This is a genomic window from Halobacillus sp. 12SKB, assembly GCF_052941655.1.
Genome location: NZ_JBRFWR010000001.1, coordinates 890,270 through 914,237, shown reverse-complemented (window position 1 = coordinate 914,237; position 23,968 = coordinate 890,270). Strand labels below are relative to the sequence as shown.

Genomic DNA, 23,968 nt, shown 5'->3' with positions numbered 1-23,968 from the left:
CCATAGTGAAACATATTTCTAAGGATGGTGAACCGGCTTGTTGACAGAAGGAAAAGTACTAGAAATCCTCCATTCAATCGAAGATCCGTTTTTACATAAAACGTTGGAAGAAACCGGTGGAGTTGAAGAGATAAAAATCAAGGAAGAAAAAAACCATGTCAGCGTTAAAATATTGATCGGAAAGACAAATACGGCTGAACAGATGGAATTGCAGCAGAAAATTGTCAATGAACTGAAAAGCGGCGGAGCGGCAACGGTAGGCTTGCGTTTCGATCAGCTTCCAGATGATGTGATCCAAAGGTTCCAGCCTGAAGCGGAACAGGAGCAGGAAGCTTCTCTTTTAGGTGGAAATACAGGGACGAAGTTCATCTCCATTGCGAGTGGTAAGGGTGGCGTAGGGAAATCCACGGTCACAGTTAACCTTGCTGTAGCTTTAACACGCCTTGGTAAAAAAGTTGGAATCATTGACGCAGATATCTATGGCTTCAGTGTCCCGGACATGATGGGTGTAGAGGAACGGCCGGTCGTACGCGGGGAAAAGATTATCCCTGTAGAACGATTCGGGGTCAAGCTTGTATCGATGGGTTTCTTTGTAGAAGATAACTCTCCAATCATCTGGCGCGGACCTATGCTCGGCAAAATGTTGACGAGCTTTTTCAAAGAAGTGGAATGGGGCGACCTCGATTACCTGCTTCTTGACCTGCCGCCAGGAACTGGTGATGTGGCATTGGATGTACACTCTATGCTTCCGTCATCTAAAGAAATCATCGTAACGACTCCGCACCCGACGGCCGCATTTGTAGCTGCACGTGCTGGTCAAATGGCCCTAAAAACGGAACATGAGATCCTTGGTGTCGTTGAAAACATGGCTTATTTTGAAAGTAAAGAGACAGGCAACAAAGAGTTCGTCTTCGGTCGAGGAGGCGGCGTGAAGCTCGCAGAAACTCTTCAGACAGGTGTTCTTGGACACGTGCCGCTTCAACAGCCATACGAAGAAGAGGATGTTTTCGCGCCATCCGTCTACCAGGCAGATCATCCAATCGGGGTCATTTACCGTAATATGGCTGCCAAAGTAATCGATAAGTATTAATAGCAAAACACGCACTTCTCTAGAGAAGTGCGTGTTTTTTTGGCTTGTGGTTAGCCTTGCTGACTTTTTTCACCTTCACCGCTGCTACCACCGCCGGATTGTTCTTCACTGCTGTTTTCTCCGCCTTCGCCGGAGGAATCAGACTTCCCACCGCCGCCACTCTGCATTTTTTCCGCTGCTTTCAATAAGGTTTCGCTCATTTTCGCTTGGAAAACAGGGCTGTTTATTGTCTCTTCTATGGTTTTCTGCAGATGCGCACGGAATTGCTGCCCTTCCATGACTGTGACCATTTCCTTCATCATTTCAGGGTTTTTATAAAGCTCAATCATCAATTTTTGGTACTCAGCATCTTTCATTAATCCTTTCATCAGCTTTTTCTGCTGATCTTCAAGGACTTTACTGAATTCTTGGACGAACTTTGGATCGGAGAACAATTTACTCCAAAAAGCTTTTCCTTCTTCAGAAACGAGTGTCTTTTGGACAGCCTGCGATACAACTTCTGACTCAAGAGCCATCTGCTGCTGCATTTTCTCATCAGAAAGGACTTCAGTCATCGCTTTCTTCCCGTCGTCCGATTTCAGAATATCAACGATCATCTTCTTCGTTGTATCATAATCCGTCTGTTCACTTGCACTTGATGCGCCGCTGCAAGCAGCGAGGAGTACAAGGATTAGGACGGGACATAAGAATCGGAGTTTGGACATTTTGCATGTCCCCTTTCTTAAGTTCTCCTTACGTTTACTATCTGCGATTCGACAGAAATTATACGAAGACTGGAGGAAAAAAGCTCGGCTTCGTGGTAAAATACGGTGGAAAAGTCTTTTGTATAATAGGGGGAACTTCCGTGAATAGTCGTAAATGGGTAAGGTTGTTCTTAACGACCTTATGGATCGGCGGTTTGACGACGTTGATCATCAGTTTTATCTTTAAATATGATTCGTATGCTGAAGTGCTGAAGCCGTTCCAACTTTTTGAGCTCTTTGGCTTATTGTTATTTTTTGCGGGCCTTGGATTTATATTCAGCATCATTAGTCAGATGGGTTTCTTCGCCTACCTGACAGTCAATCAGTTTGGAAAGGGCATATTTCGTTCTTTATGGACCCCGGTCCAAATCTTCTTGATCGTATTTACGCTCTTTGACCTTGTGTACTTTAGATATCAGGCAGCAGAAAACGCGTCCATCTGGCCGTTTTTATGGACAGCCTTAGGTCTTCTTGGTCTATCGGTCATCGTTGCTTATATAAAGGCAAAGGAAACGAAGCGGCATGCATTTATTCCTGCCCTGTTTTTTATGATCGTCGTTACAAGTGTCGAGTGGGTTCCTGCTTTACGAGCCCAGGGCAGTGATTATGTATGGTTGATGATTATTCCTTTGTTCATCTGCAATGCGTATCAACTCCTTTTACTTCACCGTATAACAAAAACGTCGGAAAAAGCTGCCTGAAAAACAACCACCGCACAAGAAGCGCGGTGGTTGTTTTTTTTATGGGTTATTCAATTTGAGTGGTCTCTGATTCTGCGCCACTGACCAGCTCAGTAATGCTTACGAATTTCAATCCTTTTTGTTTCAAGCCGGGCAGGATGACCTCAAGAGCTTTCGCCGTTTGTTTCACTGAATCAGAAGCATGCATTAAGATGATATCTCCTTCTGAACCTTCATTAAGAACGGTGTCTATGATGGTATTCGTGCCTGGATTTTCCCAGTCCCTCGGATTGATGCTCCATTGGACCGCCTGCATTCCCTCTTTTTCAATCATTTTCAAAACCTCTTTGTCCATATGACCATGAGGCGGGCGGATCCATTTAATGTCTTCAAAACCCAGTTTCTCAAAAGCGTCCTTTGCTTGGCTCATGTCTTGTTGTACTTGTGCGGGCTTTTGTTCAAGGTAACTTTCGTATTTATATCCCATCATCCCGATTTCGTGTTTTCCTTCATGAATCTCCTTGATAATATCGGGGTGACGCTCCGCCCATTCACCACTGACAAAAAAAGTGGCCTGGACCTTGTTGGCTTCTAACTGCTTCAATACATCGTGGACCTTCTCTGTTCCCCAGCTTATATTAAATGTCAGTGCAACGTTTGAATTTTTTTCGCTTCCTTGTGTCAAAGCACGGGGCTCACCTTCATTAGAAAAGACGGGGAGTTGACTCCACTGTCCGATCCACAAGAAGAGGGCGCAAAAAAAGGCCAAAGCCACCACAACTCCATAGCGTTTCATCCGCTCAGCTTTCCAAGTGTAGAAACTCATTGCACGATTCACCTTCCTTCCAATATGTTCTATACATATGAAAAAAAGGACAACCTATGCTAAAAACACAAGATTTAGGGTAAAAATATAGAGAGTTGTTAAAGGGAGGTCCTTTAAGGTGCATGGTTTAATGATTAATGAACAGGAACGTCGTGAAATTGAATATTTGTTAAAGAGAGAAATGGAAGAAATCACGTTTGACCTCGGAGACCACAGAATCGATCAAGGACTTAAAAGAGCGATGGAAGAAAGGTATGAAGTTCTTTTTCAGATCTTCCGCAGATTTGCAACCAGGGAAGAGTGTTTACAGTATATGCCCAGGAGAAAGAAGCAGAATTAATCTATAATCATTTCAGCTTATCAATAATGCTAAAGGTCACAAACTAAGCCCTGAAGGTAGATCAGGGCTTTTATTATGCACCTTTGCCCGATGAAATAACTTTTTTCAATGAATTTCACGAAAAGCATTGCTTTTCTTTTTTAGCCTGTGATATATTATTAAACGTTGTCGGAAAACAAAACAGCGCAGCGGAAACAAACGAATTTCTTTGAAAAAAAGTTATTGACACTGCGAGGCAGACATGATAAATTATTAAATGTCGCCAAAACGACACCGAAAAAAACATCACAAAAAAGTTGTTGACACAAACAACCGAAAGTGATAAACTAATTAAGTCGCTGACAAAGCGGCACGCAAAACATTTGATCTTTGAAAACTGAACGAACCAACCAGTACGTCAAAACATTTCTTCTTTATAGAAGAAATTTGAAACAAAGCACATTCGGTGTGCAAATGAGCAAGTCAAACTTAACTTTTATGGAGAGTTTGATCCTGGCTCAGGACGAACGCTGGCGGCGTGCCTAATACATGCAAGTCGAGCGCGGGAAGCGAGTGGATCCCTTCGGGGTGAAGCTCGTGGAACGAGCGGCGGACGGGTGAGTAACACGTGGGCAACCTGCCTGTAAGATCGGAATAACCCCGGGAAACCGGGGCTAATGCCGGGTAATACTTTCTTTCGCATGAAGGAGAGTTGAAAGATGGCTTCTCGCTATCACTTACAGATGGGCCCGCGGCGCATTAGCTAGTTGGTGAGGTAACGGCTCACCAAGGCGACGATGCGTAGCCGACCTGAGAGGGTGATCGGCCACACTGGGACTGAGACACGGCCCAGACTCCTACGGGAGGCAGCAGTAGGGAATCTTCCGCAATGGACGAAAGTCTGACGGAGCAACGCCGCGTGAACGATGAAGGTCTTCGGATCGTAAAGTTCTGTTGTTAGGGAAGAACAAGTACCGTTCGAACAGGGCGGTACCTTGACGGTACCTAACGAGGAAGCCCCGGCTAACTACGTGCCAGCAGCCGCGGTAATACGTAGGGGGCAAGCGTTGTCCGGAATTATTGGGCGTAAAGCGCGCGCAGGCGGTTCCTTAAGTCTGATGTGAAAGCCCACGGCTCAACCGTGGAGGGTCATTGGAAACTGGGGAACTTGAGGACAGAAGAGGAGAGTGGAATTCCACGTGTAGCGGTGAAATGCGTAGATATGTGGAGGAACACCAGTGGCGAAGGCGACTCTCTGGTCTGTTTCTGACGCTGAGGTGCGAAAGCGTGGGTAGCAAACAGGATTAGATACCCTGGTAGTCCACGCCGTAAACGATGAGTGCTAGGTGTTAGGGGGCTTCCACCCCTTAGTGCTGAAGTTAACGCATTAAGCACTCCGCCTGGGGAGTACGGCCGCAAGGCTGAAACTCAAAGGAATTGACGGGGGCCCGCACAAGCGGTGGAGCATGTGGTTTAATTCGAAGCAACGCGAAGAACCTTACCAGGTCTTGACATCCTTGGACAATCCTAGAGATAGGACTTTCCCTTCGGGGACCAAGTGACAGGTGGTGCATGGTTGTCGTCAGCTCGTGTCGTGAGATGTTGGGTTAAGTCCCGCAACGAGCGCAACCCCTAATCTTAGTTGCCAGCATTCAGTTGGGCACTCTAAGGTGACTGCCGGTGACAAACCGGAGGAAGGCGGGGATGACGTCAAATCATCATGCCCCTTATGACCTGGGCTACACACGTGCTACAATGGATGGTACAAAGGGCAGCGAAGCCGCGAGGTGTAGCAAATCCCATAAAACCATTCTCAGTTCGGATTGCAGGCTGCAACTCGCCTGCATGAAGCCGGAATCGCTAGTAATCGCGGATCAGCATGCCGCGGTGAATACGTTCCCGGGCCTTGTACACACCGCCCGTCACACCACGAGAGTTGGCAACACCCGAAGTCGGTGAGGTAACCTTTTTGGAGCCAGCCGCCGAAGGTGGGGCCAATGATTGGGGTGAAGTCGTAACAAGGTAGCCGTATCGGAAGGTGCGGCTGGATCACCTCCTTTCTAAGGATATTACGGAAACGTACTGTGTTGGTTGTTCAGTTTTGAGAGATCAAACTATGAATATATGATCTTCCTTCAATTGGGGGGGGGGGGGGCGGAGGGGGGGAGAGGGCGCCCCGGAAAAGGGGGGGGGGGGGGGTGCAAACCCCCACACGCCCACCAAAAAAAAAAGGGGCCTGGCCCGGGGGGGGGGGGCCCCCCTTTGACGGAAGGGGGGCGGGGGTTCGACCCCGCTAGGCTCCACCATTTAAATGTTACACCTAAACACAAGAATCTATTTTGTGTTTTATATTCAACCCTGAATAAGGGCGTGAACCTTGAAAACTGGATAAGGAATCATTGTTTCATCTAACGATGAGGCAAATGATGACAAGACATCTAATTGAAATTGTAAACGTCTTTTCACGAAGATAGTTAAGTGAATAAGGGCGCACGGTGGATGCCTTGGTACTAGGAGCCGATGAAGGACGGGACTAACACCGATATGCTCCGGCGAGCCGTAAGTAGGCTTTGACCCGGAGATTTCCGAATGGGGAAACCCACTGTTCGTAATGGAACAGTATCCTATACTGAATACATAGGTATAGGCAGGCACACCCGGGGAACTGAAACATCTAAGTACCCGGAGGAAGAGAAAGCAAACGCGATTTCCCAAGTAGCGGCGAGCGAAACGGAATCAGCCCAAACCAGAAAGCTTGCTTTCTGGGGTTGTAGGACACTCCATTGGAGTTACCAAAGAGGAAGATAGGCGAATCGATCTGGAAAGGTCAGCCAGAGCAGGTAACAGCCCTGTAGTCGAAATCTTTCTCTCTCCGGAGTGGATCCTGAGTACGGCGGAACACGAGGAATTCCGTCGGAATCCGGGAGGACCATCTCCCAAGGCTAAATACTCCCTAGTGACCGATAGTGAACCAGTACCGTGAGGGAAAGGTGAAAAGCACCCCGGAAGGGGAGTGAAAGAGAACCTGAAACCGTGTGCCTACAAGTAGTCGGAGCCCGTTAATGGGTGACGGCGTGCCTTTTGTAGAATGAACCGGCGAGTTACGACCGTATGCGAGGTTAAGCAGCAGAAGCGGAGCCGCAGCGAAAGCGAGTCTGAATAGGGCGAGTGAGTATGCGGTCGTAGACCCGAAACCGTGTGATCTACCCATGTCCAGGGTGAAGGTCAGGTAACACTGACTGGAGGCCCGAACCCACGCAAGTTGAAAATTGCGGGGATGAGGTGTGGGTAGGGGTGAAATGCCAATCGAACACGGAGATAGCTGGTTCTCTCCGAAATAGCTTTAGGGCTAGCCTCAGAATAGAAAGTCATGGAGGTAGAGCACTGATTGGACGAGGGGCCCCTATCGGGTTACCGAATTCAGTCAAACTCCGAATGCCATAGACTTTGTTCTGGGAGTCAGACCGTGGGTGATAAGGTTCATGGTCGAGAGGGAAACAGCCCAGACCGCCAGCTAAGGTCCCAAAGTGTGTGTTAAGTGGAAAAGGATGTGGAGTTGCTTAGACAACCAGGATGTTGGCTTAGAAGCAGCCATCATTCAAAGAGTGCGTAATAGCTCACTGGTCGAGTGACTCTGCGCCGAAAATGTACCGGGGCTAAACACACCACCGAAGCTGCGGATTGATCTTATGATCAGTGGTAGGAGAGCGTTCTAAGGGCCGTGAAGTCAGACCGTAAGGACTGGTGGAGCGCTTAGAAGTGAGAATGCCGGTATGAGTAGCGAAAAAAGAGTGAGAATCTCTTTCACCGAATGCCTAAGGTTTCCTGAGGAAGGCTCGTCCTCTCAGGGTTAGTCGGGACCTAAGCCGAGGCCGAAAGGCGTAGGCGATGGACAACAGGTTGATATTCCTGTACCACCTCCTTTCCGTTTGAACGACGGGGGGACGCAGGAGGATAAGGAGAGCGCGCCACTGGATGTGCGCGTCCAAGCAGTGAGACGGTCGGATAGGCAAATCCGTCCGGCAACGTCAAGCTGTGATGGGGAGGGAAATAAAGTACCGAAGCTCCTGAGTTCACACTGCCAAGAAAATCCTCTAGTGAGGAAAGAGGTGCCCGTACCGCAAACCGACACAGGTAGGCGAGGAGAGGATCCTAAGGTGAGCGGGAGAACTCTCGTTAAGGAACTCGGCAAAATGACCCCGTAACTTCGGGAGAAGGGGTGCTCCTCTGCCGAGGAGCCGCAGTGAAAAGGCCCAAGCGACTGTTTACCAAAAACACAGGTCTCTGCGAAGCCGTAAGGCGAAGTATAGGGGCTGACACCTGCCCGGTGCTGGAAGGTTAAGGGGATGCGTTAGCTTATGCGAAGCGTTGAACCGAAGCCCCAGTAAACGGCGGCCGTAACTATAACGGTCCTAAGGTAGCGAAATTCCTTGTCGGGTAAGTTCCGACCCGCACGAAAGGTGCAACGACTTGGGCACTGTCTCAACGAGAGACCCGGTGAAATTATACTATGTGTGAAGATGCACATTACCCGCGACAGGACGGAAAGACCCCGTGGAGCTTTACTGTAGCCTGATATTGAATGTTGGTATAGCTTGTACAGGATAGGTAGGAGCCTTGGAAGCCGGAGCGCTAGCTTCGGTGGAGGCGCTGGTGGGATACTACCCTGGCTGTACGGACATTCTAACCCAGGACCGTGATCCGGTCCGGAGACAGTGTCAGGTGGGCAGTTTGACTGGGGCGGTCGCCTCCCAAAAGGTAACGGAGGCGCCCAAAGGTTCCCTCAGAATGGTTGGAAATCATTCGCAGAGTGTAAAGGCACAAGGGAGCTTGACTGCGAGACCTACAAGTCGAGCAGGGACGAAAGTCGGGCTTAGTGATCCGGCGGTTCCGCATGGAAGGGCCGTCGCTCAACGGATAAAAGCTACCCCGGGGATAACAGGCTTATCTCCCCCAAGAGTCCACATCGACGGGGAGGTTTGGCACCTCGATGTCGGCTCATCGCATCCTGGGGCTGTAGTCGGTCCCAAGGGTTGGGCTGTTCGCCCATTAAAGCGGTACGCGAGCTGGGTTCAGAACGTCGTGAGACAGTTCGGTCCCTATCCGTCGTGGGCGTTGGAAATTTGAAAGGAGCTGTCCTTAGTACGAGAGGACCGGGATGGACACACCGCTGGTGTACCAGTTGTTCCGCCAGGAGCATCGCTGGGTAGCTACGTGTGGTCGGGATAAGTGCTGAAAGCATCTAAGCATGAAGCCCCCCTTGAGATGAGATTTCCCTTTGCTTTAAGCAAATAAGATCCCTCAGAGACGATGAGGTTGATAGGTCCGAGGTGGAAGCGTGGTGACACGTGGAGCTGACGGATACTAATGGATCGATGACTTATCTATCTGATTAGAATCATTCGTGAATGACAGTTACTTTTCAAACAAGATGTTTCCTTATCCAGTTTTGAGGGTTCACCTCAAACTTTATATTGATGTGGTGGTGAAGGCGAAGAGGTCACACCTGTTCCCATGCCGAACACAGCAGTTAAGCTCTTCAGCGCCGATGGTAGTCGGGTTTACCCCCGTGAGAGTAGGACGCCGCCACATTGATTCTCTTTCCTTATTAATGCTTTTGATGAATGAACATTATTCCAACGTAGCTCAGTGGTAGAGCAATCGGCTGTTAACCGATCGGTCGTAGGTTCGAATCCTACCGTTGGAGCCACTTGCTTCCATAGCTCAGTGGTAGAGCACTTCCATGGTAAGGAAGGGGTCGCCGGTTCAAATCCGGCTGGAAGCTCTGAGAAACTATCAAACACATGGCCCGTTGGTCAAGTGGTTAAGACACCGCCCTTTCACGGCGGTAACACGGGTTCGAATCCCGTACGGGTCACCACTTATTGGAGGATTAGCTCAGCTGGGAGAGCACTTGCCTTACAAGCAAGGGGTCGCAGGTTCGAACCCTGCATCCTCCACCATTAAATTTATAAGCCGGCCTAGCTCAACTGGCAGAGCAACTGATTTGTAATCAGTAGGTTGGGGGTTCAAGTCCTCTGGCCGGCACCACTTATTTAGTCAAAGTGGAGGGATAGCGAAGTTGGCCAAACGCGGCGGACTGTAAATCCGCTCCCATCGGGTTCGTAGGTTCGAGTCCTACTCCCTCCACCATTTTTTCATTGACGATAACGGCTGACATTCATGATCAGCTATTTTTTATGAAAATAAACATATCTTGTATAATGATCTTTAGATGGTCAATACTATTTTTGTAACTGTTGGGCCATAGCCAAGCGGTAAGGCAACGGTTTTTGGTACCGTCATGCGCTGGTTCGAATCCAGCTGGCCCAGCCATTTCTTAAGAAGATGTTATACTGGATGTTATTATATTATGAGCCATTAGCTCAGCTGGTAGAGAAGCCGTAAGCATCATTGGAATTTCTTCATTGTAGGCTTTGCGAGGAGCGTATGCTTCACCGAAAAATCTATCAACGTGACGAGCACACGGCTTATAAAATAACGAGCATTATGTTTCATACGAGCCATTAGCTCAGCTGGTAGAGCATCTGACTTTTAATCAGAGGGTCGAAGGTTCGAATCCTTCATGGCTCATCTTTCAATTTTATATGCGGGAGTAGTTCAGTGGTAGAACACCACCTTGCCAAGGTGGGGGTCGCGGGTTCGAATCCCGTCTCCCGCTCCATACGGGGCCTTAGCTCAGCTGGGAGAGCGCCTGCTTTGCACGCAGGAGGTCAGCGGTTCGATCCCGCTAGGCTCCACTCTTTAAACCTGACATCAATGATTGATGTCAGGTTTTTTATTGTTTCATCCTCTATATCAATCCGGTCTGTTTGTCATATGTAGAGGTTCGACACCCTTATCTAATGAGGGGTTACAAAAAGTTAAATACTTCTCCATATAAACAAACCCATAATATGTAAAATAATTCGAAACCTTGTAAACATGCATGATTACATACGTTTTCATACTGGTTTTCGTATATATATGCACAAACATGTCCAGTTGAGTCATAACGGGAAAAACGGATACAATTATAGTAGAGAAAAAAGGAGGAACTTTGATGAATAAACAGCTTTCAGTTATCGGTGTACCTATGGACCTTGGACAGATGCGTCGAGGCGTGGATATGGGCCCAAGTGCTATTCGTTATGCAGGTATGGTTGAACGTCTAGAGCAATTGAAATATAACATTGAAGATCTAGGGGACATTGAGATTCCTCGCCCAAAACATAATACAGATGAAAAACAGGATAATTTACGTAACTTGAATGAAATTGCCGAAGGAAGCCGTCGTCTGGCAAAAGCGGTAGATGAAGTCGTAGAAAATAAACGTTTCCCACTTGTACTTGGGGGAGACCATAGTATAGCTATGGGGACTCTTGCAGGAGTTGCGAAACATTATGAAAACCTTGGTGTCATCTGGTATGATGCTCACGGCGATTTAAACACAGGTGACAGCTCGCCTTCTGGTAACATTCATGGGATGCCATTAGCTGTAAGCTTAGGGATCGGTCATGAAAAATTGACGAGTATCCATGATTATGAACCGAAGATTAAACCAGAAAATATAGTGATTATCGGAGCTCGTTCTCTTGATGAAGGAGAAAGAGTGCTTATTGAAGAGAAGGGCATAAAAGTCTATACGATGCATGAAGTTGATCGTATGGGGATGACGCAAGTGATGGAAGAGACAGTGGATTATTTGAAAGATCGTACCGATGGGGTTCATTTAAGCCTGGACCTTGATGGACTGGATCCTAATGAAGCTCCTGGCGTGGGGACACCGGTAATGGGTGGATTAAGCTACCGTGAGAGTCACCTGGCTATGGAAATGCTTCATCAGTCAGGGATGATCACATCCGCGGAATTCGTAGAAGTAAATCCGATTCTCGATGAAAAAAATAAAACCGCTAGCGTAGCGGTAGGTTTAATGGGTTCTCTATTTGGTGAGAGCTTGAAATAAATAAACGATCCCTAGCAGTAACCCGCTTTTTGCAAGGTGGGTTGCTGTTTTTTATAGGTTGCTTCATCGTATTCATTTAACAGGTGATCTAATTTCACACTCACTTGTACGACTTCCGGCGAGCTCAACTTATGGAGGCTGGCTAAGCGAATCATTTCCATACGACAAGCTTCGATTTCTTTCTTCAAAGCGGACACTCGCTGCATATTAAATTTCCTCCTAAGAAATTTTTTACATTTACAGCTTTATAACCGATACTAAAAAAAGTTAAACTTATATTAGCTAAAAAAATATAAAATTTATGAAACTTTGTGGCGAGGTCATCCGTAAAGGTTAACGACCGCACGTATAGCGGAGGTATTAGAAGATGGAAACCATGATTAAGCAAAAAATAAAAGAAGTGAAGAAGGGCAATCAATCCGCTTTCGAAGACATTGTTTCTTTTTATCAGAATAAAGTTTTTCATATTTGTCTGCGAATGGTTGGGAACTCGTATGAAGCTGAAGACCTGGCCCAGGAAGCCTTTATCAGAGCCTACACGAATCTTCATACGTTTGATGAGAAACGGAAATTCTCTACTTGGTTGTACAGAATAGCAACGAATCTGTCGATTGACCGGATCCGTAAAAAAAAGCCGGACTATCATCTGGATGCAGAAGTGAAGGGGACGGAAGGGTTAGACATGTATTCGCAATTAGCTGCTGACCAGGCTCTACCTGAAGAAGAAGTGGAAAGCCTTGAATTACAGTCTTATATCCACAAAGAAATATTAGCGCTTCCTCCTAAATATCGCAGTGTCATTGTACTTCGTTATTTAGATGAGCTTGCTCTTCAAGAAATTGCGGAGGTGCTGGATATTCCAGTGGGAACGGTTAAGACAAGGGTCCATCGAGGTAGAGAGGCTTTACGTAAGAGGCTTCGACATGTGTGAAGGAGTTGAGAGGGAATGAATTGCAAGAGAGAAGCCATTGAACTTATGCACAAGTATCTGGATGGTGAATTAAATAAAGAAGAAGAGAGACGACTGAGAGATCATTTACAAAGCTGCCAAAGCTGCCAGCATCACTTTCATGAGTTAAAGAGAACGACCACTCTGATCAAGAACACCACACCTGTTTCTGCGCCGCCTCGTTTTACTGCGAATGTGATGGCGAATTTGCCGAAAGAGAAGAAACGGAAGAACTATATTCGTAAGTTCCAGAGGCACCCTTTGCTTACAGCTGCTGCCGTCTTCTTTATACTCATGTTCGGTGGTATTTTTACCGAATGGAACCAGGACCAGCAAGTAACAGTATCGAAGCAGGAGAACCTGGAAATACGTGATCATACCGTCATTGTACCGGAAGGGGTTACGGTTGAAGGGGATTTAGTCGTCAGAAACGGAGACTTGAGGATTGATGGAAAAGTCGATGGGGACATTACCCTGATCAATGGGGACATTCTTAATGACCCATCCGGACAGGGAGGAAAAAATGATGAGCTTGACCGGAACAATCTCAGGGCCTATTCAGGGGAATTGACCGAAGTGAACCAGGTTTACGAATGGGTCTGGTATCATACGAAGGAAACTTTCAAGGCAATTTTCTCATTTGAGTCGGATTAAATAAAGCAAGGAGGCCAACGCTTCCTTGCTTTATTTTATTGAATGAAATAACCCAGATGGTCCAGAACCCTATAGGTCTGTCGTCAGGACGGTATGTTCTCCATATATACGGGAAAGGTTATGTGATATAATGGTAAATGTGAATTTTTAAGTTTTATTATATCTAAAAGGAAGTGTAGGCATGCTTGATGGGGGATTGGATGTTTTAGATTATTTTTTGATTACCGTGGATATCGCCCTTGTCTGGTTTGTTGTATATAAATTAATCATGCTGATCCAGGGAACGAAGGCCGTTCAGCTATTAAAAGGTATTTTCGTTATTCTGGGTATATGGTTGTTGAGTAATTTATTTGGACTGACCACATTAAGGTGGCTGATGTCACAAGCGATTACGTGGGGTTTCCTCGCGATCATCATTTTGTTCCAGCCTGAACTCAGAAGAGCTTTAGAACAACTGGGACGGGGAAGTTTCTTCAGCAGGAATACGTCAGAAGAAGAAGACACCGAGAAAACCTTACAGGCCATCATTAAATCCTGTAACTATATGGCCAAACGCCGAATCGGTGCATTGATTACGATTGAACGTGATACAGGTATGGGGGATTACGTAGAAACAGGCATCCGTGTAGGCGGTCATTTGTCGAGCGAATTGCTTACGAATATTTTCATACCGAACACGCCTCTTCATGATGGCGCGGTCATACTTAAAAATGATGAAATTGTCGCTGCTGCCTGTTATCTCCCACTTTCAGAGAGTCCTTTTATTTCGAAGGAACTTGGGACGAGGCACAGAGCGGCTATGGGAATCAGTGAGGTGACAGATGCTTTAACGATCGTCGTTTCTGAAGAGACAGGAGCTATTTCCTGTACGAAGAACGGGGAATTGCATCGCGACCTTGATCAAGTGAAACTGGAAGAGATTTTACGTACAGAATTGGATTACTCCGCCCCTGCGGTGAAAAGTTGGAACTGGAGGGGGAAGAAGAATGGATAATTGGTTCAAAAGTGTATGGTTTATAAGAATTATATCCCTTATGCTTGCTGGTCTTCTTTGGGTGACGGTGAATGTGGATAACAATATGGACTCTGACTCTTTGTTCTTCAACCAATCATCCTCTGACATGGAAGTGATGGAAAACATTCCGTTGGAAATCAGGTTTGATAGTGAAGAATATGTGGTCAGTGGAATCCCTCAAGAAGTCTCTGTTTCTGTAGAGGGGCCGACCTCTGCTGTTGCTCCTGTTTCCAGACAGAAGAATTTTACGGTTTTTGTAGATTTGAATGGGCTTGGTCCGGGTACACATGAGGTGTCCTTACAGCACTCAGGGATATCCAACCAGCTTGCAGTCACACTTGATCCAAAAATCATTGAAGTGACGATTGAGGAAAAAATAACCGAAGATTATGAAGTGAACATTGATTATATCAACCAAGGAAATCTGGATAGTGCGCTTGAGCTTGGTGAACCAGAAGTGGATCCTTCAGAAGTTGCCATTACGGGAGCTTCATCGGTCATTGAGCGTGTAGCCTCTGTGAAAGCGATCATAGATGTCGGAGGGGCTACAGAGTCGATTGAAACGCAGGAAGCTCCTGTGAAGGTTTATGATAATCAGGGGAATGAGTTGAATGTCCTCGTGGACCCAACGACTGTGAACGTATCTGTTCCGATCTCCACCCGCACGAAAAGCGTTCCATTAAATGTCGCTGCTCGTGGAGGAAATACGGAAGGGGTACTGATTGAATCGGTCAGTACGGAAACAGAAGAAGTCACCATTTCCGGACCGAAGGAAGTACTCGATGGCATTGAAGCGCTCCCTGAAGTACCAGTCGATGTATCAGAAGTGACAGAAAATCAAACGGTGGAAGTCGATATTCCCCTCCCTGAAGGAGTAACTTCTGTTCAACCCGAAACGATTGAAGTGGACATTGAAGTCGTTGAAGGCGAAGCGGGAAATGGCGGAAACGGCTCAGATCAACCATAACGAATCAATCGTGAGAGCATAGATCAATGGAAAGTATAGAAAGAGAGGTCGAATGATTATGGGTAAATATTTTGGCACAGACGGCGTACGAGGCGTCGCGAATAAGGAATTAACACCGGAGCTTGCATTTAAACTTGGCCGTTACGGCGGTTATGTCGTTACTAAAGGTGTTGAACGTCCGAAGGTTTTGATTGGACGTGACACAAGAATCTCTGGTGAGATGCTTGAAGGAGCACTCGCTGCCGGGTTATTGTCAATTGGCGCAGAGGTCATGCGTCTTGGGGTCATCTCCACACCAGGCGTGGCTTTTTTAACAAAAGCATTGCAGGCAGAAGCGGGAATTATGATATCTGCCTCCCACAACCCTGTTGAAGATAATGGCATCAAATTCTTCGGTCCAGATGGTTTTAAATTGACGGACGATCAAGAACAGGAAATTGAAGCATTGATTGATGCAGAGCAAGATGATCTTCCAAGGCCTTCAGGAGCCGATCTTGGTCAAATCAATGATTACTTTGAGGGTGGGCAGAAGTACTTGCAACACTTGAAGCAAACCGTTGATTATGATTTTGAAGGACTCCACATCGCACTCGATTGTGCACACGGAGCCACTTCATCTCTCGCATCCCACTTGTTTGCAGATCTTGAAGCGGATATTTCTTCAATCGGATCATCCCCGGATGGTCTGAACATTAATGATGGTGTCGGTTCTACACACCCAGAGCCATTGCAAGACCTTGTGAAAGAGAAGAAAGCGGATGTAGGACTTGCTTTTGATGGAGATGGCGATCGTCTCATTGCGGTTGATGAAAAAGGGAATATCGTGGACGGAGACAAAATCATGTACATTTGTGCCAAGCACATGAATGATAATGGTACGTTGAATAACTCGACAGTTGTCTCTACAGTTATGAGTAACCTTGGTTTCTATAAAGCAGTAGAAGCGAATGGAATGAAGAGTGACAAGACAGCCGTAGGGGATCGCTATGTCATGGAGGAAATGCGCCGCGGTGGTTATAACCTTGGCGGGGAACAATCCGGACATATCATCTTCCTTGATCACAACACAACGGGTGACGGTATGCTGTCGGCTCTTCAACTGGTTAACGTCATGAAAGAGACAGGCAAACCACTATCAGAGCTTGCCAGTGAAATGGAAAAGTTCCCTCAAGTATTGAAGAATGTCCGTGTCATTGATAAAAATAAAGTTCAAACGCACCCTAGAATCCAGGAAGCCATCCAGGCTGTAGAAGAGGAGATGGGGGAAAGTGGACGAGTTCTTGTGCGCCCATCCGGTACAGAACCCCTAGTAAGGATTATGGTGGAAGCACCGACGGAAGCACAGTGCGAAGAGTATTGTGATAAAGTGGTCCAAGTCGTTGAAGAAGAGCTTGGTTTGAAGGAGTAATTTCAGGGCTTGCGCAGGTCGCACATGGGGGTGATCTGCGCATATCCTATTACAGGGCCCTTACATTTCTGTAACGGTTACAATTTTTATTGACCCATCTGAGTGGTCTGTGTAGAATTGAACATGTCCTTGAAAAAAATGTCGAAATTCAAGTTTTAGATAGCTTACAACTGGAAAACAGACAAGAGGGACTTTATTTTGAAATAGTTAAGGAGGATCGAGGTCATTCCTTATTTATAAAGCGCCAGGACTGTGTGCTACGTCTTAAAATGAACACAGTTGACGAGGTGGGGGTTCATCGAGTTTTCGGCGGATGCCTCCCGGTTGCCACACTTCAACCGAATGTCCGAATGTAAAACGGGAAGGTGACTTTTCGTACAAAACATTCTGGACGAAGTGATTAAATAAAGAATAACGGGAGAGGGGCAGCGGAATGCCCCTTGGAAGTCTACAAAGCATTCATTGCCCTTCTCCGATAATAGGAGGACAACAATTATGTGTGGAATTGTAGGATATATCGGACAGAATGATACAAAAGAGATTTTATTGAATGGTTTGGAAAAGCTTGAATACCGTGGTTATGATTCAGCTGGAATCGCAACATTGAACGAAAACGGGGTGGAAGTGACGAAAGTAAAAGGTCGTATTGCATCCTTGCGTGAGGCTGTCGATGAAAATGTCAAAGCGACACACGGCATCGGCCATACACGCTGGGCTACACACGGCGCTCCTAGCGAAGAAAACGCCCACCCGCACCAAAGTACTTCCGGACGCTTCACAATCGTTCACAATGGCGTCATTGAGAACTATGTGGATGTTCGTGATGAGTACTTGAGCGACGTAGAGTTCAAGAGTGAAACAGATACAGAAATCATCGTTCAATTGATTGAAGTCCTGAATAATGAAATGAACGATGTAGCTGCAGCTTTCCGTAAAGCTGTCGAGCTTTTGACTGGTTCTTATGCGATTGCAATGATTGACCGTGAAGATCACGATACGATTTATGTCGCTAAGAACAAGAGCCCTCTGTTAGTTGGACTCGGTGATGACTTCAACGTTGTAGCCAGTGATTCCATGGCAGCTCTTCACGTAACGGATCAATTCCTTGAGCTTGAGGATAAAGAAACCGTCATTGTTCGCCGTGATGGTGTGGAAATCCAAAAGCCGGACGGTACAAAGGTTGAGCGTGAACCATTCACAGCTGAATTGGATACTACAGATATCGAAAAAGGAACGTATCCTCACTTTATGCTGAAAGAGATCGATGAACAGCCGTTCGTCATCCGTAAAATCATTCAGGAGTATCAAAACGAGAATGACGAGATCAAGCTGGACCCTGAAATCCGCCAAGCGATGAAAGAGTGTGACCGTATTTACATCATCGCTGCAGGTACGAGTTATCATGCGGGACTTTTAGGTAAACAGTTCATTGAAAAACTCGCAAACATTCCAGTAGAAGTTCATGTAGCTAGTGAATTCTCTTACAACATGCCACTACTTTCTGAGAAACCGTTGTTCGTATACATTTCTCAAAGTGGTGAAACGGCAGACAGCCGTTCTGTCCTTGTCCAAACAAAAGAACTTGGTCACCCGGCGCTGACGATCACAAACGTGCCAGGGTCCACCCTTTCCCGTGAAGCAGACTATACGATGCACCTGCACGCAGGCCCAGAAATTGCTGTAGCTTCTACAAAAGCTTATACAGCGCAAATGGCTGTCCTTGCTATTCTAGCTGTTGATACAGCACGTGCGAAGGGCATTGAACTTAGTTTCGACCCTATGCAGGAGCTTGGAATTGTGGCAACTGCTATGGAAGCTTTAACTGATCAAAAAGAGAAGTTGGAAGATTTGGCGCGCGAGTATCTATCCACAACTCGTAACTGCTTCTTCATCGGCCGTGGCATCGACTATTACGTCGGATTGGAAGGCTCTCTGAAGTTGAAAGAGATCTCATACATTCAGGCGGAAGGTTTCGCTGGCGGCGAATTGAAGCACGGAACGATCGCTTTGATTGAAGATGGTACGCCTGTCATTGCCCTTGCAACTCAGAAAAATGTCAACTACTCCATCCGTGGAAATGTCCAGGAAGTGGAGGCGCGTGGCGCAAACAGCATGATCATCAGCATGGAAGGCTTGAATAAAGATGGCGATGCTTTCGTCATTCCACATGTGCATGATCTGATGACACCACTCGTTTCTGTCATTCCATTGCAGCTGATTTCTTACTATGCAGCGCTTCACCGTGACTGTGATGTAGATAAACCACGTAACCTTGCCAAGAGTGTTACGGTAGAATAAAGATTCGAAAAGCTGGCATCCCGTTGAGGGTGTCAGCTTTTTTACTTCCCTGCCTCTGGATAGGGGATAGATAACCTGGGGAAAATACATCTATCAGATGCAGTTAGAGGTGTTTGTATGAAGAAATATACAATAGCTTTATTATTCACCTGTCTATTGGCTGTTCATACGCCCGTATACGCCCAAGTGGATCAGCCCAGACCCCTTGAAGAGTTCTATGCTGAATATGGATATAAGTCTTTGGAAGAAGCAGTCAAGGAATTTGAACAGCAAATGAATAAAAAAGTATCCCTTCCTAAAAAACTTCCGTCTTTGACATTTACGCATGTACTGGCCAAGGTTAATCGGTTAGGTGGAAACAAGAATGTGGAATTAAATGTGGAGTACTTGAATGAGCATGTACCTGAAAATCACTTTAATATAGACATCCGACCTGCAGAAAATAAACTATTTATTCATGAGAAGCGGATCATAGAACAGGTGAGGTTGGAGACTGGAGGAAAAGGAATGTTCGTGAAAGTCCCGGGTTTTCACGTTTTTGTTTTTGAAACGGAGCATTGGCAGTACAGGTTGAGCATGGATCAACGCGTTTCTGATCACTTTTTCCCTGATGAATTAGTGGAAATCGCCAATACTATCGATAGTGAATGATTGTGGAAGAGGGGCATGTTTTTAAGGTTAAACAAAAAGGAGGCGTTCCAGGACGCCTCCTTTTTGCGTGGTGTTTCTCTATTCTCCAAACATATAGGTCCTATGGTGATAGGATATGGAAAAAGCAATGCCGAGCGCCATCAAGTTTCCGAGCAAGGCGCTTCCTCCATAACTAATGAACGGCAGTGGAATTCCCGTGATCGGCAGCAGCTGCACAGACATCCCAATATTCTGGAAAACGTGGAATGCTATCATGCTGATGATCCCGACCATTACATACGAGCTGTAATTGCTGTTCGCTTTAAAAGCGATCGTTGTGAAGCGGTAGATCAACAGAAAGAACAGGATGATGACGATACAAGAACCGAGAAAACCGTATTCTTCTGCAATGATACTGAAAATGAAGTCGGTTTGGGCTTCTGGTAAATAAACTTCCCGCTCGCCGAACCCTTTTCCATACAACTGGCCGGAACCAATGGCTCTCATCGCTTTGACAAGATGGTATCCGGAAGAATCTTCATACTTGGTCGGCTGGAACCAGGAGTAGATACGCCCGAGCTGGTACTCCTTCACCCCTAAATAGCGGTCAAGAAGCTCAGGGGCTTTGAGTGCAAGCCAGATTAACCCTGTTCCAAGAGCTGAAATCATGGTGAAAATCGGTAATATGATTTTCCATGAAATCCCTGAAATTAGGACGAATCCTGCTAAGATGGCGATAAACACAAGGCTTGTCCCTAAATCAGGCTGCTGCATAATCAAAAGAACAGGAAGGCCGGTAGCCGCTCCTAATTTCAACAGGAGGAACAAGTCCATTTTCACCGATGAATGGTGCTTTTGATTATGATCAACGGCAATCCGTCCAAGGGCAAGAATGGTGAATATCTTTACAAGCTCTGCAGGTTGCAAAGACAATCCTGGCATCGCAAACCAACTCTTCTGCCCTTTGATAACAGGAGCAATGGATGGTGGTGCGACAATCAAGGCAATTAAAAGGATGATGCCGAAACCATATAAGTACCAGCTGATTTTTTTGAAATCTTCGGGATCGACAAGAAGCATAAAACCGATGACGATGCCACCAAGTCCATACCAGACCAGCTGTTTGAGTACAAAGTTATCATTATATTGTGTGCTTTGCTGGGCACTGAAAAGAGCGACTGCGCTGACGGCTATGAAACAACACATAATAAAAAAGAGCTGCCAATCGAATCTTTCTTCGAATTTCATTTTTGGTTATACATCCTCTCATGTTGGCGAAGCGAAAAAGCGTGCTGTTGACTATTATAAGCACATGTAACACGTTTGAAAAGTGAACTCTTCCTTATTCTTCGATTATAAAGCATTCCTTTCTTTCATGGACATGGAAATGTAACACTTTTGTATCAATAATCGACCTGCTTTTGAAGACTCCGTTCCAGGATAATCGGAGGCTGTTTGCCTAACTGGAAGACAGTGGGAATGGGAAAGTCCACGCTTTTCTTTGGAATAATGGCGAGCTTCCACCCTATTCGATAAAAGTAAAAAACGATTCTTTATACCCAGTCGCGCAATCTTCCGATATGGTTCCATAAGCCATAGAAATAGTTTAAAGACAAATAAAAAATCACCAAAAGAACGGTGATTGGGGTTGTGCATATTTTAGAAACAGGTGAAGAGTCGCTGGATTCTCATATATTTATACAGTGTTCTTGCGTGACGCCCCTCTGGAGTATAAGGGTTCTGTAATCTTTCAAGCTGGTTGATGAATTCAAGGTCACAAGCGCAGTAATCTCTGTGGCGACGATAACATTCATCATGAGCTTTGCAGGCCGCATCCACGGCATTGACTGGTTCTCCAGGTCCGCTGCATCCTGGCCCACAGTAGTTGTAGCCGGGAAAGACACAGAACCCGGGTCTCTGTACCGGTCCTCTTCTTCTATACATGTGGTTCTCCTCCATCAAAAGATTGGCTACAACTATTCTATGATGAGGCTGCGAGTTTGGTATGGTCTCGTACCCTTACTAGGTTTATAAAACCCTCTTCTAAGTTAGCAGGGGTTTGCGCGAAAATTTTCCAGACTTGTGTAGATGAATGACAGAAACATGATTATCAGCACTGGCAGGATTGTGCCAAAGCTTGCGGTGAATGTGCGGAAGTGTGTAATCCGGCAGCGTAATTGCTGAGCACCTGATTGCAGGAGGCTTTTTTAATTTTTCTATTGCATATATAAGCATATGCTTATATTATAATGGGGGATGAGGTGATTCTGATGGAAAAGACAATCATTGAGTTGGAACAAGCCGCACAAACGTTGAAGCTCTTAGGAGATAAAACGCGGCTGACTATTCTTGGTTTGGTGAAAGATAGTGAATGTTGTGTTTGTGAGTTTGTGGAAGTGTTGCAGATGAGCCAGCCTTCAATCAGTCAGCATCTCAGAAAACTGCGTGATGCTGGTTTGGTGAAAGAACAACGAAGAGGGCAGTGGATTTTCTATTCCTTGAACAGAGAACATGCCACATACCCTATCATCCAGCAGGTCCTGGAACAGATCCCGGACCAAAAAGAGAAACTGACAGCATTGGAAGAAGCGGGATTGCGGATCCAATGCGATAGCTAGGGGGATTGTTTTTTGAGTTTAGCACTGATTGCTACGATTATTTTTGTACTTACGCTCGTCTTTGTCATTTGGCAGCCTAAGAATCTTGGAATTGGTTGGTCCGCGTGTGCGGGTGCCATTCTTGCGCTGATTTTTGATGTCGTTGATCTTCAAGACGTCCTTGCCGTTACAGACATCGTCTGGAACGCAACGTTAGCCTTTATTGCGATTATTATTATTTCATTGATTCTGGATGAGATTGGATTTTTCGAATGGGCAGCTCTTCACATGGCCCGTGTAGCCAAGGGTGACGGGAAGCGGATGTTCATTTATGTGACCTTGCTTGGAGCTGTCGTTGCTGCACTGTTCGCAAATGACGGAGCGGCATTGATCTTAACGCCGATTGTCCTTGCGATGGTCAGGAATCTGAATTTCAAAGAAGCCATGATCCTGCCGTTCATTATGGCGAGTGGTTTTATCGCTGATACGACATCTTTGCCACTGATTGTCAGTAACCTGGTGAACATCGTGTCCGCAGACTTCTTCGAAATTGGGTTTGTAGAGTATGCGTCACGGATGATTGTTCCGAACTTGTTCTCACTGGCTGCAAGTATTCTTGTCTTATTCTTATTTTTCCGTAAGAGTATTCCCGACAATTACGATTTATCTCAATTGAAAAAGCCGAAGGAAGCCATACAGGATAATAGAATGTTCCGCATGTCATGGGGCGTTCTTGCTGTTCTTTTGATTGGATATTTCGCAAGTGAGCCTTTGGGGATTCCTGTTTCCATCATTGCCGGGATTGTCGCGATCTTTTTCCTATTGATGGCGAGAAGGAGTTCAGCCGTTCAGACGGGAGAAGTGATTAAAGGTGCTCCATGGGCGATTGTCTTCTTTTCTGTGGGGATGTATGTGGTTGTTTACGGGCTTCGAAATGTTGGCTTGACCGATATCCTTGCGAATGTCATTCAATATACAGCTGATCAAGGCTTGTTCACAGCGACAGTTTCAATGGGATTCATTGCGGCCATTCTCTCTTCCATTATGAATAACATGCCAACCGTAATGATTGATGCTCTTGCCATTGCTGATACGAATACGACAGGAACGATGAGGGAAGCCCTCATTTATGCCAATGTCATCGGATCAGACCTTGGGCCGAAGATTACACCAATCGGGTCTCTAGCGACCTTATTATGGCTTCACGTTTTATCCATGAAAGGCTTCAAGATTTCATGGGGATACTACTTTAAAGTGGGAATCATATTAACCGTGCCGACCTTATTCATAACGCTTGTCGGACTATATCTATGGTTATTAATTCTTTAATTTTTATAAACAAAAGGAGAATGCTACATGTCTAACAAACCAGTCATCTATTTTCTATGCACAGGAAACTCTTGCCGCAGCCAAATGGCGGAAGGGTTCGGAAAGAAATATTTGAGCGATAAGTATGAGGTGAAATCAGCAGGGATTGAAGCGCACGGTTTGAACCCGAATGCAGTTAAGGCAATGAACGAAGTCGATGTAGATATTACCAATCAAACATCTGACATCATCGACCCTGATATTCTGAACAATGCTGAATATGCGATTACCCTTTGTGGAGATGCGAACGATAAGTGCCCGATGACCCCTCCACATGTTAATCGATTCCACTGGGGATTCGATGATCCGGCGAAAGCGGAAGGAACGGAAGAAGAGAAGTGGGCATTCTTCCAACGTGTACGCAACGAAATCGAAGCACGTATCCAGAAGTTCGCTGAAACTGGTGAGTAAAAAAACACCGGAAGCTGAACTGAATATAGTGGAAATAGGCATGACTC

The 23,968-nt window shown here is 46.0% G+C and carries 19 protein-coding genes, 10 tRNA genes and 3 rRNA genes; 27 read left to right on the top strand and 5 right to left on the bottom strand.

The window, feature by feature from the left end:
* Nucleotides 1-37: 37 nt before the first annotated feature.
* Complete coding sequence (gene salA / locus ACQ4XT_RS04530; RefSeq protein ID WP_206948251.1) at nucleotides 38-1,090, top strand: iron-sulfur carrier protein/transcriptional regulator SalA; 1,053 nt, start codon at nucleotides 38-40, stop codon at nucleotides 1,088-1,090.
* Nucleotides 1,091-1,140: 50 nt separating this feature from the next.
* Here salA and gerD read toward each other — a convergent pair whose 3' ends face one another.
* On the bottom strand, nucleotides 1,141-1,794 hold the full coding sequence (gerD, locus tag ACQ4XT_RS04525; protein WP_446852681.1) for a spore germination lipoprotein GerD: 654 nt from the start codon (nucleotides 1,792-1,794) through the stop codon (nucleotides 1,141-1,143).
* A gap of 140 nt (nucleotides 1,795-1,934) precedes the next feature.
* Between gerD and ACQ4XT_RS04520 the strand changes: the two genes are divergently transcribed.
* Nucleotides 1,935-2,534 carry a KinB-signaling pathway activation protein gene (locus ACQ4XT_RS04520; protein WP_446852680.1) on the top strand — a complete coding sequence of 200 codons (600 nt, stop codon included), beginning with the start codon at nucleotides 1,935-1,937 and terminating at the stop codon, nucleotides 2,532-2,534.
* Nucleotides 2,535-2,580: 46 nt separating this feature from the next.
* On the opposite strand, the gene pdaB is transcribed toward ACQ4XT_RS04520, so the two are convergent.
* Entirely contained in the window at nucleotides 2,581-3,339 is a 759-nt protein-coding gene (gene pdaB, locus ACQ4XT_RS04515; protein ID WP_446852679.1) for a polysaccharide deacetylase family sporulation protein PdaB, read from the bottom strand.
* Nucleotides 3,340-3,457: 118 nt separating this feature from the next.
* Between pdaB and ACQ4XT_RS04510 the strand changes: the two genes are divergently transcribed.
* The 15 genes from ACQ4XT_RS04510 (at nucleotide 3,458) to rocF (ending at nucleotide 11,624) form a co-directional block, all read left to right on the top strand.
* Nucleotides 3,458-3,679: a hypothetical protein gene (locus ACQ4XT_RS04510; RefSeq protein WP_446852678.1), complete on the top strand. Its 222-nt coding sequence runs from the start codon at nucleotides 3,458-3,460 to the stop codon at nucleotides 3,677-3,679.
* A gap of 474 nt (nucleotides 3,680-4,153) precedes the next feature.
* Nucleotides 4,154-5,718, top strand: a 16S ribosomal RNA gene (locus ACQ4XT_RS04505).
* A 412-nt stretch (nucleotides 5,719-6,130) separates the two neighbouring features.
* Nucleotides 6,131-9,046: ribosomal RNA gene (locus ACQ4XT_RS04500) — 23S ribosomal RNA — on the top strand.
* Between the two features lie 90 nt (nucleotides 9,047-9,136).
* Nucleotides 9,137-9,250: ribosomal RNA gene (rrf, locus tag ACQ4XT_RS04495) — 5S ribosomal RNA — on the top strand.
* Together the 16S, 23S and 5S rRNA genes with 10 tRNA genes alongside form the textbook arrangement of a ribosomal RNA operon.
* Before the next feature lie 43 nt (nucleotides 9,251-9,293).
* Nucleotides 9,294-9,368 (top strand) — tRNA-Asn (locus tag ACQ4XT_RS04490).
* A gap of 3 nt (nucleotides 9,369-9,371) precedes the next feature.
* Nucleotides 9,372-9,443, top strand: a tRNA-Thr gene (locus ACQ4XT_RS04485).
* Between the two features lie 21 nt (nucleotides 9,444-9,464).
* Nucleotides 9,465-9,539: transfer RNA gene (locus tag ACQ4XT_RS04480), tRNA-Glu, on the top strand.
* A 6-nt stretch (nucleotides 9,540-9,545) separates the two neighbouring features.
* Nucleotides 9,546-9,621 (top strand) — tRNA-Val (locus ACQ4XT_RS04475).
* Between the two features lie 12 nt (nucleotides 9,622-9,633).
* A tRNA-Thr gene (locus tag ACQ4XT_RS04470) sits at nucleotides 9,634-9,709 on the top strand.
* A gap of 16 nt (nucleotides 9,710-9,725) precedes the next feature.
* A tRNA-Tyr gene (locus ACQ4XT_RS04465) sits at nucleotides 9,726-9,811 on the top strand.
* A 108-nt stretch (nucleotides 9,812-9,919) separates the two neighbouring features.
* Nucleotides 9,920-9,994: transfer RNA gene (locus tag ACQ4XT_RS04460), tRNA-Gln, on the top strand.
* A 185-nt stretch (nucleotides 9,995-10,179) separates the two neighbouring features.
* Nucleotides 10,180-10,252: transfer RNA gene (locus ACQ4XT_RS04455), tRNA-Lys, on the top strand.
* Between the two features lie 16 nt (nucleotides 10,253-10,268).
* Nucleotides 10,269-10,343: transfer RNA gene (locus ACQ4XT_RS04450), tRNA-Gly, on the top strand.
* 3 nt (nucleotides 10,344-10,346) lie between these two features.
* Nucleotides 10,347-10,419 (top strand) — tRNA-Ala (locus ACQ4XT_RS04445).
* Nucleotides 10,420-10,721: 302 nt separating this feature from the next.
* Nucleotides 10,722-11,624 carry an arginase gene (gene rocF, locus ACQ4XT_RS04440; RefSeq protein ID WP_226594381.1) on the top strand — a complete coding sequence of 301 codons (903 nt, stop codon included), beginning with the start codon at nucleotides 10,722-10,724 and terminating at the stop codon, nucleotides 11,622-11,624.
* Between the two features lie 11 nt (nucleotides 11,625-11,635).
* On the opposite strand, the gene ACQ4XT_RS04435 is transcribed toward rocF, so the two are convergent.
* On the bottom strand, nucleotides 11,636-11,830 hold the full coding sequence (locus tag ACQ4XT_RS04435; RefSeq protein WP_446852677.1) for an aspartyl-phosphate phosphatase Spo0E family protein: 195 nt from the start codon (nucleotides 11,828-11,830) through the stop codon (nucleotides 11,636-11,638).
* A gap of 161 nt (nucleotides 11,831-11,991) precedes the next feature.
* Here ACQ4XT_RS04435 and sigW point away from each other — a divergent pair, with 161 nt between their 5' ends.
* From sigW to ACQ4XT_RS04400, 7 genes are all read left to right on the top strand, one after another.
* The gene (sigW, locus tag ACQ4XT_RS04430) at nucleotides 11,992-12,555 is read left to right on the top strand and encodes an RNA polymerase sigma factor SigW (protein ID WP_146818059.1); all 564 of its coding nucleotides are present in this window, start codon (nucleotides 11,992-11,994) and stop codon (nucleotides 12,553-12,555) included.
* Between the two features lie 15 nt (nucleotides 12,556-12,570).
* Complete coding sequence (locus ACQ4XT_RS04425) at nucleotides 12,571-13,227, top strand: zf-HC2 domain-containing protein (protein WP_446852676.1); 657 nt, start codon at nucleotides 12,571-12,573, stop codon at nucleotides 13,225-13,227.
* Nucleotides 13,228-13,408: 181 nt separating this feature from the next.
* A complete protein-coding gene (cdaA, locus tag ACQ4XT_RS04420) occupies nucleotides 13,409-14,221 on the top strand; it encodes a diadenylate cyclase CdaA (RefSeq protein WP_089652931.1) in 813 nt (270 codons plus the stop codon).
* Nucleotides 14,214-15,209 carry a CdaR family protein gene (locus tag ACQ4XT_RS04415; protein ID WP_446852675.1) on the top strand — a complete coding sequence of 332 codons (996 nt, stop codon included), beginning with the start codon at nucleotides 14,214-14,216 and terminating at the stop codon, nucleotides 15,207-15,209. Before cdaA ends, ACQ4XT_RS04415 begins: the two co-directional genes overlap by 8 nt.
* A 58-nt stretch (nucleotides 15,210-15,267) precedes the next feature.
* On the top strand, nucleotides 15,268-16,617 hold the full coding sequence (gene glmM, locus ACQ4XT_RS04410) for a phosphoglucosamine mutase (RefSeq protein ID WP_446852674.1): 1,350 nt from the start codon (nucleotides 15,268-15,270) through the stop codon (nucleotides 16,615-16,617).
* A 495-nt stretch (nucleotides 16,618-17,112) separates the two neighbouring features.
* The gene (gene glmS / locus ACQ4XT_RS04405; RefSeq protein WP_446852673.1) at nucleotides 17,113-18,915 is read left to right on the top strand and encodes a glutamine--fructose-6-phosphate transaminase (isomerizing); all 1,803 of its coding nucleotides are present in this window, start codon (nucleotides 17,113-17,115) and stop codon (nucleotides 18,913-18,915) included.
* Between the two features lie 117 nt (nucleotides 18,916-19,032).
* On the top strand, nucleotides 19,033-19,566 hold the full coding sequence (locus ACQ4XT_RS04400; protein ID WP_446852672.1) for a hypothetical protein: 534 nt from the start codon (nucleotides 19,033-19,035) through the stop codon (nucleotides 19,564-19,566).
* A 78-nt stretch (nucleotides 19,567-19,644) separates the two neighbouring features.
* On the opposite strand, the gene ACQ4XT_RS04395 is transcribed toward ACQ4XT_RS04400, so the two are convergent.
* Together ACQ4XT_RS04395 and ACQ4XT_RS04390 are read right to left on the bottom strand one after the other, a co-directional pair.
* The gene (locus ACQ4XT_RS04395) at nucleotides 19,645-20,793 is read right to left on the bottom strand and encodes an FtsW/RodA/SpoVE family cell cycle protein (RefSeq protein ID WP_446852671.1); all 1,149 of its coding nucleotides are present in this window, start codon (nucleotides 20,791-20,793) and stop codon (nucleotides 19,645-19,647) included.
* A 411-nt stretch (nucleotides 20,794-21,204) separates the two neighbouring features.
* On the bottom strand, nucleotides 21,205-21,489 hold the full coding sequence (locus ACQ4XT_RS04390) for a phospholipase (protein WP_446852670.1): 285 nt from the start codon (nucleotides 21,487-21,489) through the stop codon (nucleotides 21,205-21,207).
* Between the two features lie 326 nt (nucleotides 21,490-21,815).
* Between ACQ4XT_RS04390 and ACQ4XT_RS04380 the strand changes: the two genes are divergently transcribed.
* From ACQ4XT_RS04380 to arsC, 3 genes are read left to right on the top strand one after another with little or no spacing between them, the layout of a single operon-like run.
* Nucleotides 21,816-22,163 (top strand): ArsR/SmtB family transcription factor, encoded by a 348-nt coding sequence (locus ACQ4XT_RS04380; protein WP_115893303.1) that lies wholly within the window; start codon nucleotides 21,816-21,818, stop codon nucleotides 22,161-22,163.
* A 12-nt stretch (nucleotides 22,164-22,175) separates the two neighbouring features.
* The gene (locus tag ACQ4XT_RS04375) at nucleotides 22,176-23,471 is read left to right on the top strand and encodes an arsenic transporter (protein WP_446852669.1); all 1,296 of its coding nucleotides are present in this window, start codon (nucleotides 22,176-22,178) and stop codon (nucleotides 23,469-23,471) included.
* A 27-nt stretch (nucleotides 23,472-23,498) separates the two neighbouring features.
* A complete protein-coding gene (arsC, locus tag ACQ4XT_RS04370; protein WP_446852668.1) occupies nucleotides 23,499-23,921 on the top strand; it encodes an arsenate reductase (thioredoxin) in 423 nt (140 codons plus the stop codon).
* The last annotated feature ends 47 nt before the right edge of the window (nucleotides 23,922-23,968 follow it).

Coding starts and splice junctions, on each gene's coding strand:
- gerD (WP_446852681.1), bottom strand. CDS start 1,794: ATGTCCAAACTCCGATTCTTATGTCCCGTCCTAATCCTTGTACTCCTC.
- pdaB (WP_446852679.1), bottom strand. CDS start 3,339: ATGAGTTTCTACACTTGGAAAGCTGAGCGGATGAAACGCTATGGAGTT.
- rocF (WP_226594381.1), top strand. CDS start 10,722: ATGAATAAACAGCTTTCAGTTATCGGTGTACCTATGGACCTTGGACAG.
- ACQ4XT_RS04435 (WP_446852677.1), bottom strand. CDS start 11,830: ATGCAGCGAGTGTCCGCTTTGAAGAAAGAAATCGAAGCTTGTCGTATG.
- sigW (WP_146818059.1), top strand. CDS start 11,992: ATGGAAACCATGATTAAGCAAAAAATAAAAGAAGTGAAGAAGGGCAAT.
- ACQ4XT_RS04425 (WP_446852676.1), top strand. CDS start 12,571: ATGAATTGCAAGAGAGAAGCCATTGAACTTATGCACAAGTATCTGGAT.
- cdaA (WP_089652931.1), top strand. CDS start 13,409: ATGCTTGATGGGGGATTGGATGTTTTAGATTATTTTTTGATTACCGTG.
- ACQ4XT_RS04415 (WP_446852675.1), top strand. CDS start 14,214: ATGGATAATTGGTTCAAAAGTGTATGGTTTATAAGAATTATATCCCTT.
- glmM (WP_446852674.1), top strand. CDS start 15,268: ATGGGTAAATATTTTGGCACAGACGGCGTACGAGGCGTCGCGAATAAG.
- glmS (WP_446852673.1), top strand. CDS start 17,113: ATGTGTGGAATTGTAGGATATATCGGACAGAATGATACAAAAGAGATT.
- ACQ4XT_RS04400 (WP_446852672.1), top strand. CDS start 19,033: ATGAAGAAATATACAATAGCTTTATTATTCACCTGTCTATTGGCTGTT.
- ACQ4XT_RS04395 (WP_446852671.1), bottom strand. CDS start 20,793: ATGAAATTCGAAGAAAGATTCGATTGGCAGCTCTTTTTTATTATGTGT.
- ACQ4XT_RS04390 (WP_446852670.1), bottom strand. CDS start 21,489: ATGTATAGAAGAAGAGGACCGGTACAGAGACCCGGGTTCTGTGTCTTT.
- ACQ4XT_RS04380 (WP_115893303.1), top strand. CDS start 21,816: ATGGAAAAGACAATCATTGAGTTGGAACAAGCCGCACAAACGTTGAAG.
- arsC (WP_446852668.1), top strand. CDS start 23,499: ATGTCTAACAAACCAGTCATCTATTTTCTATGCACAGGAAACTCTTGC.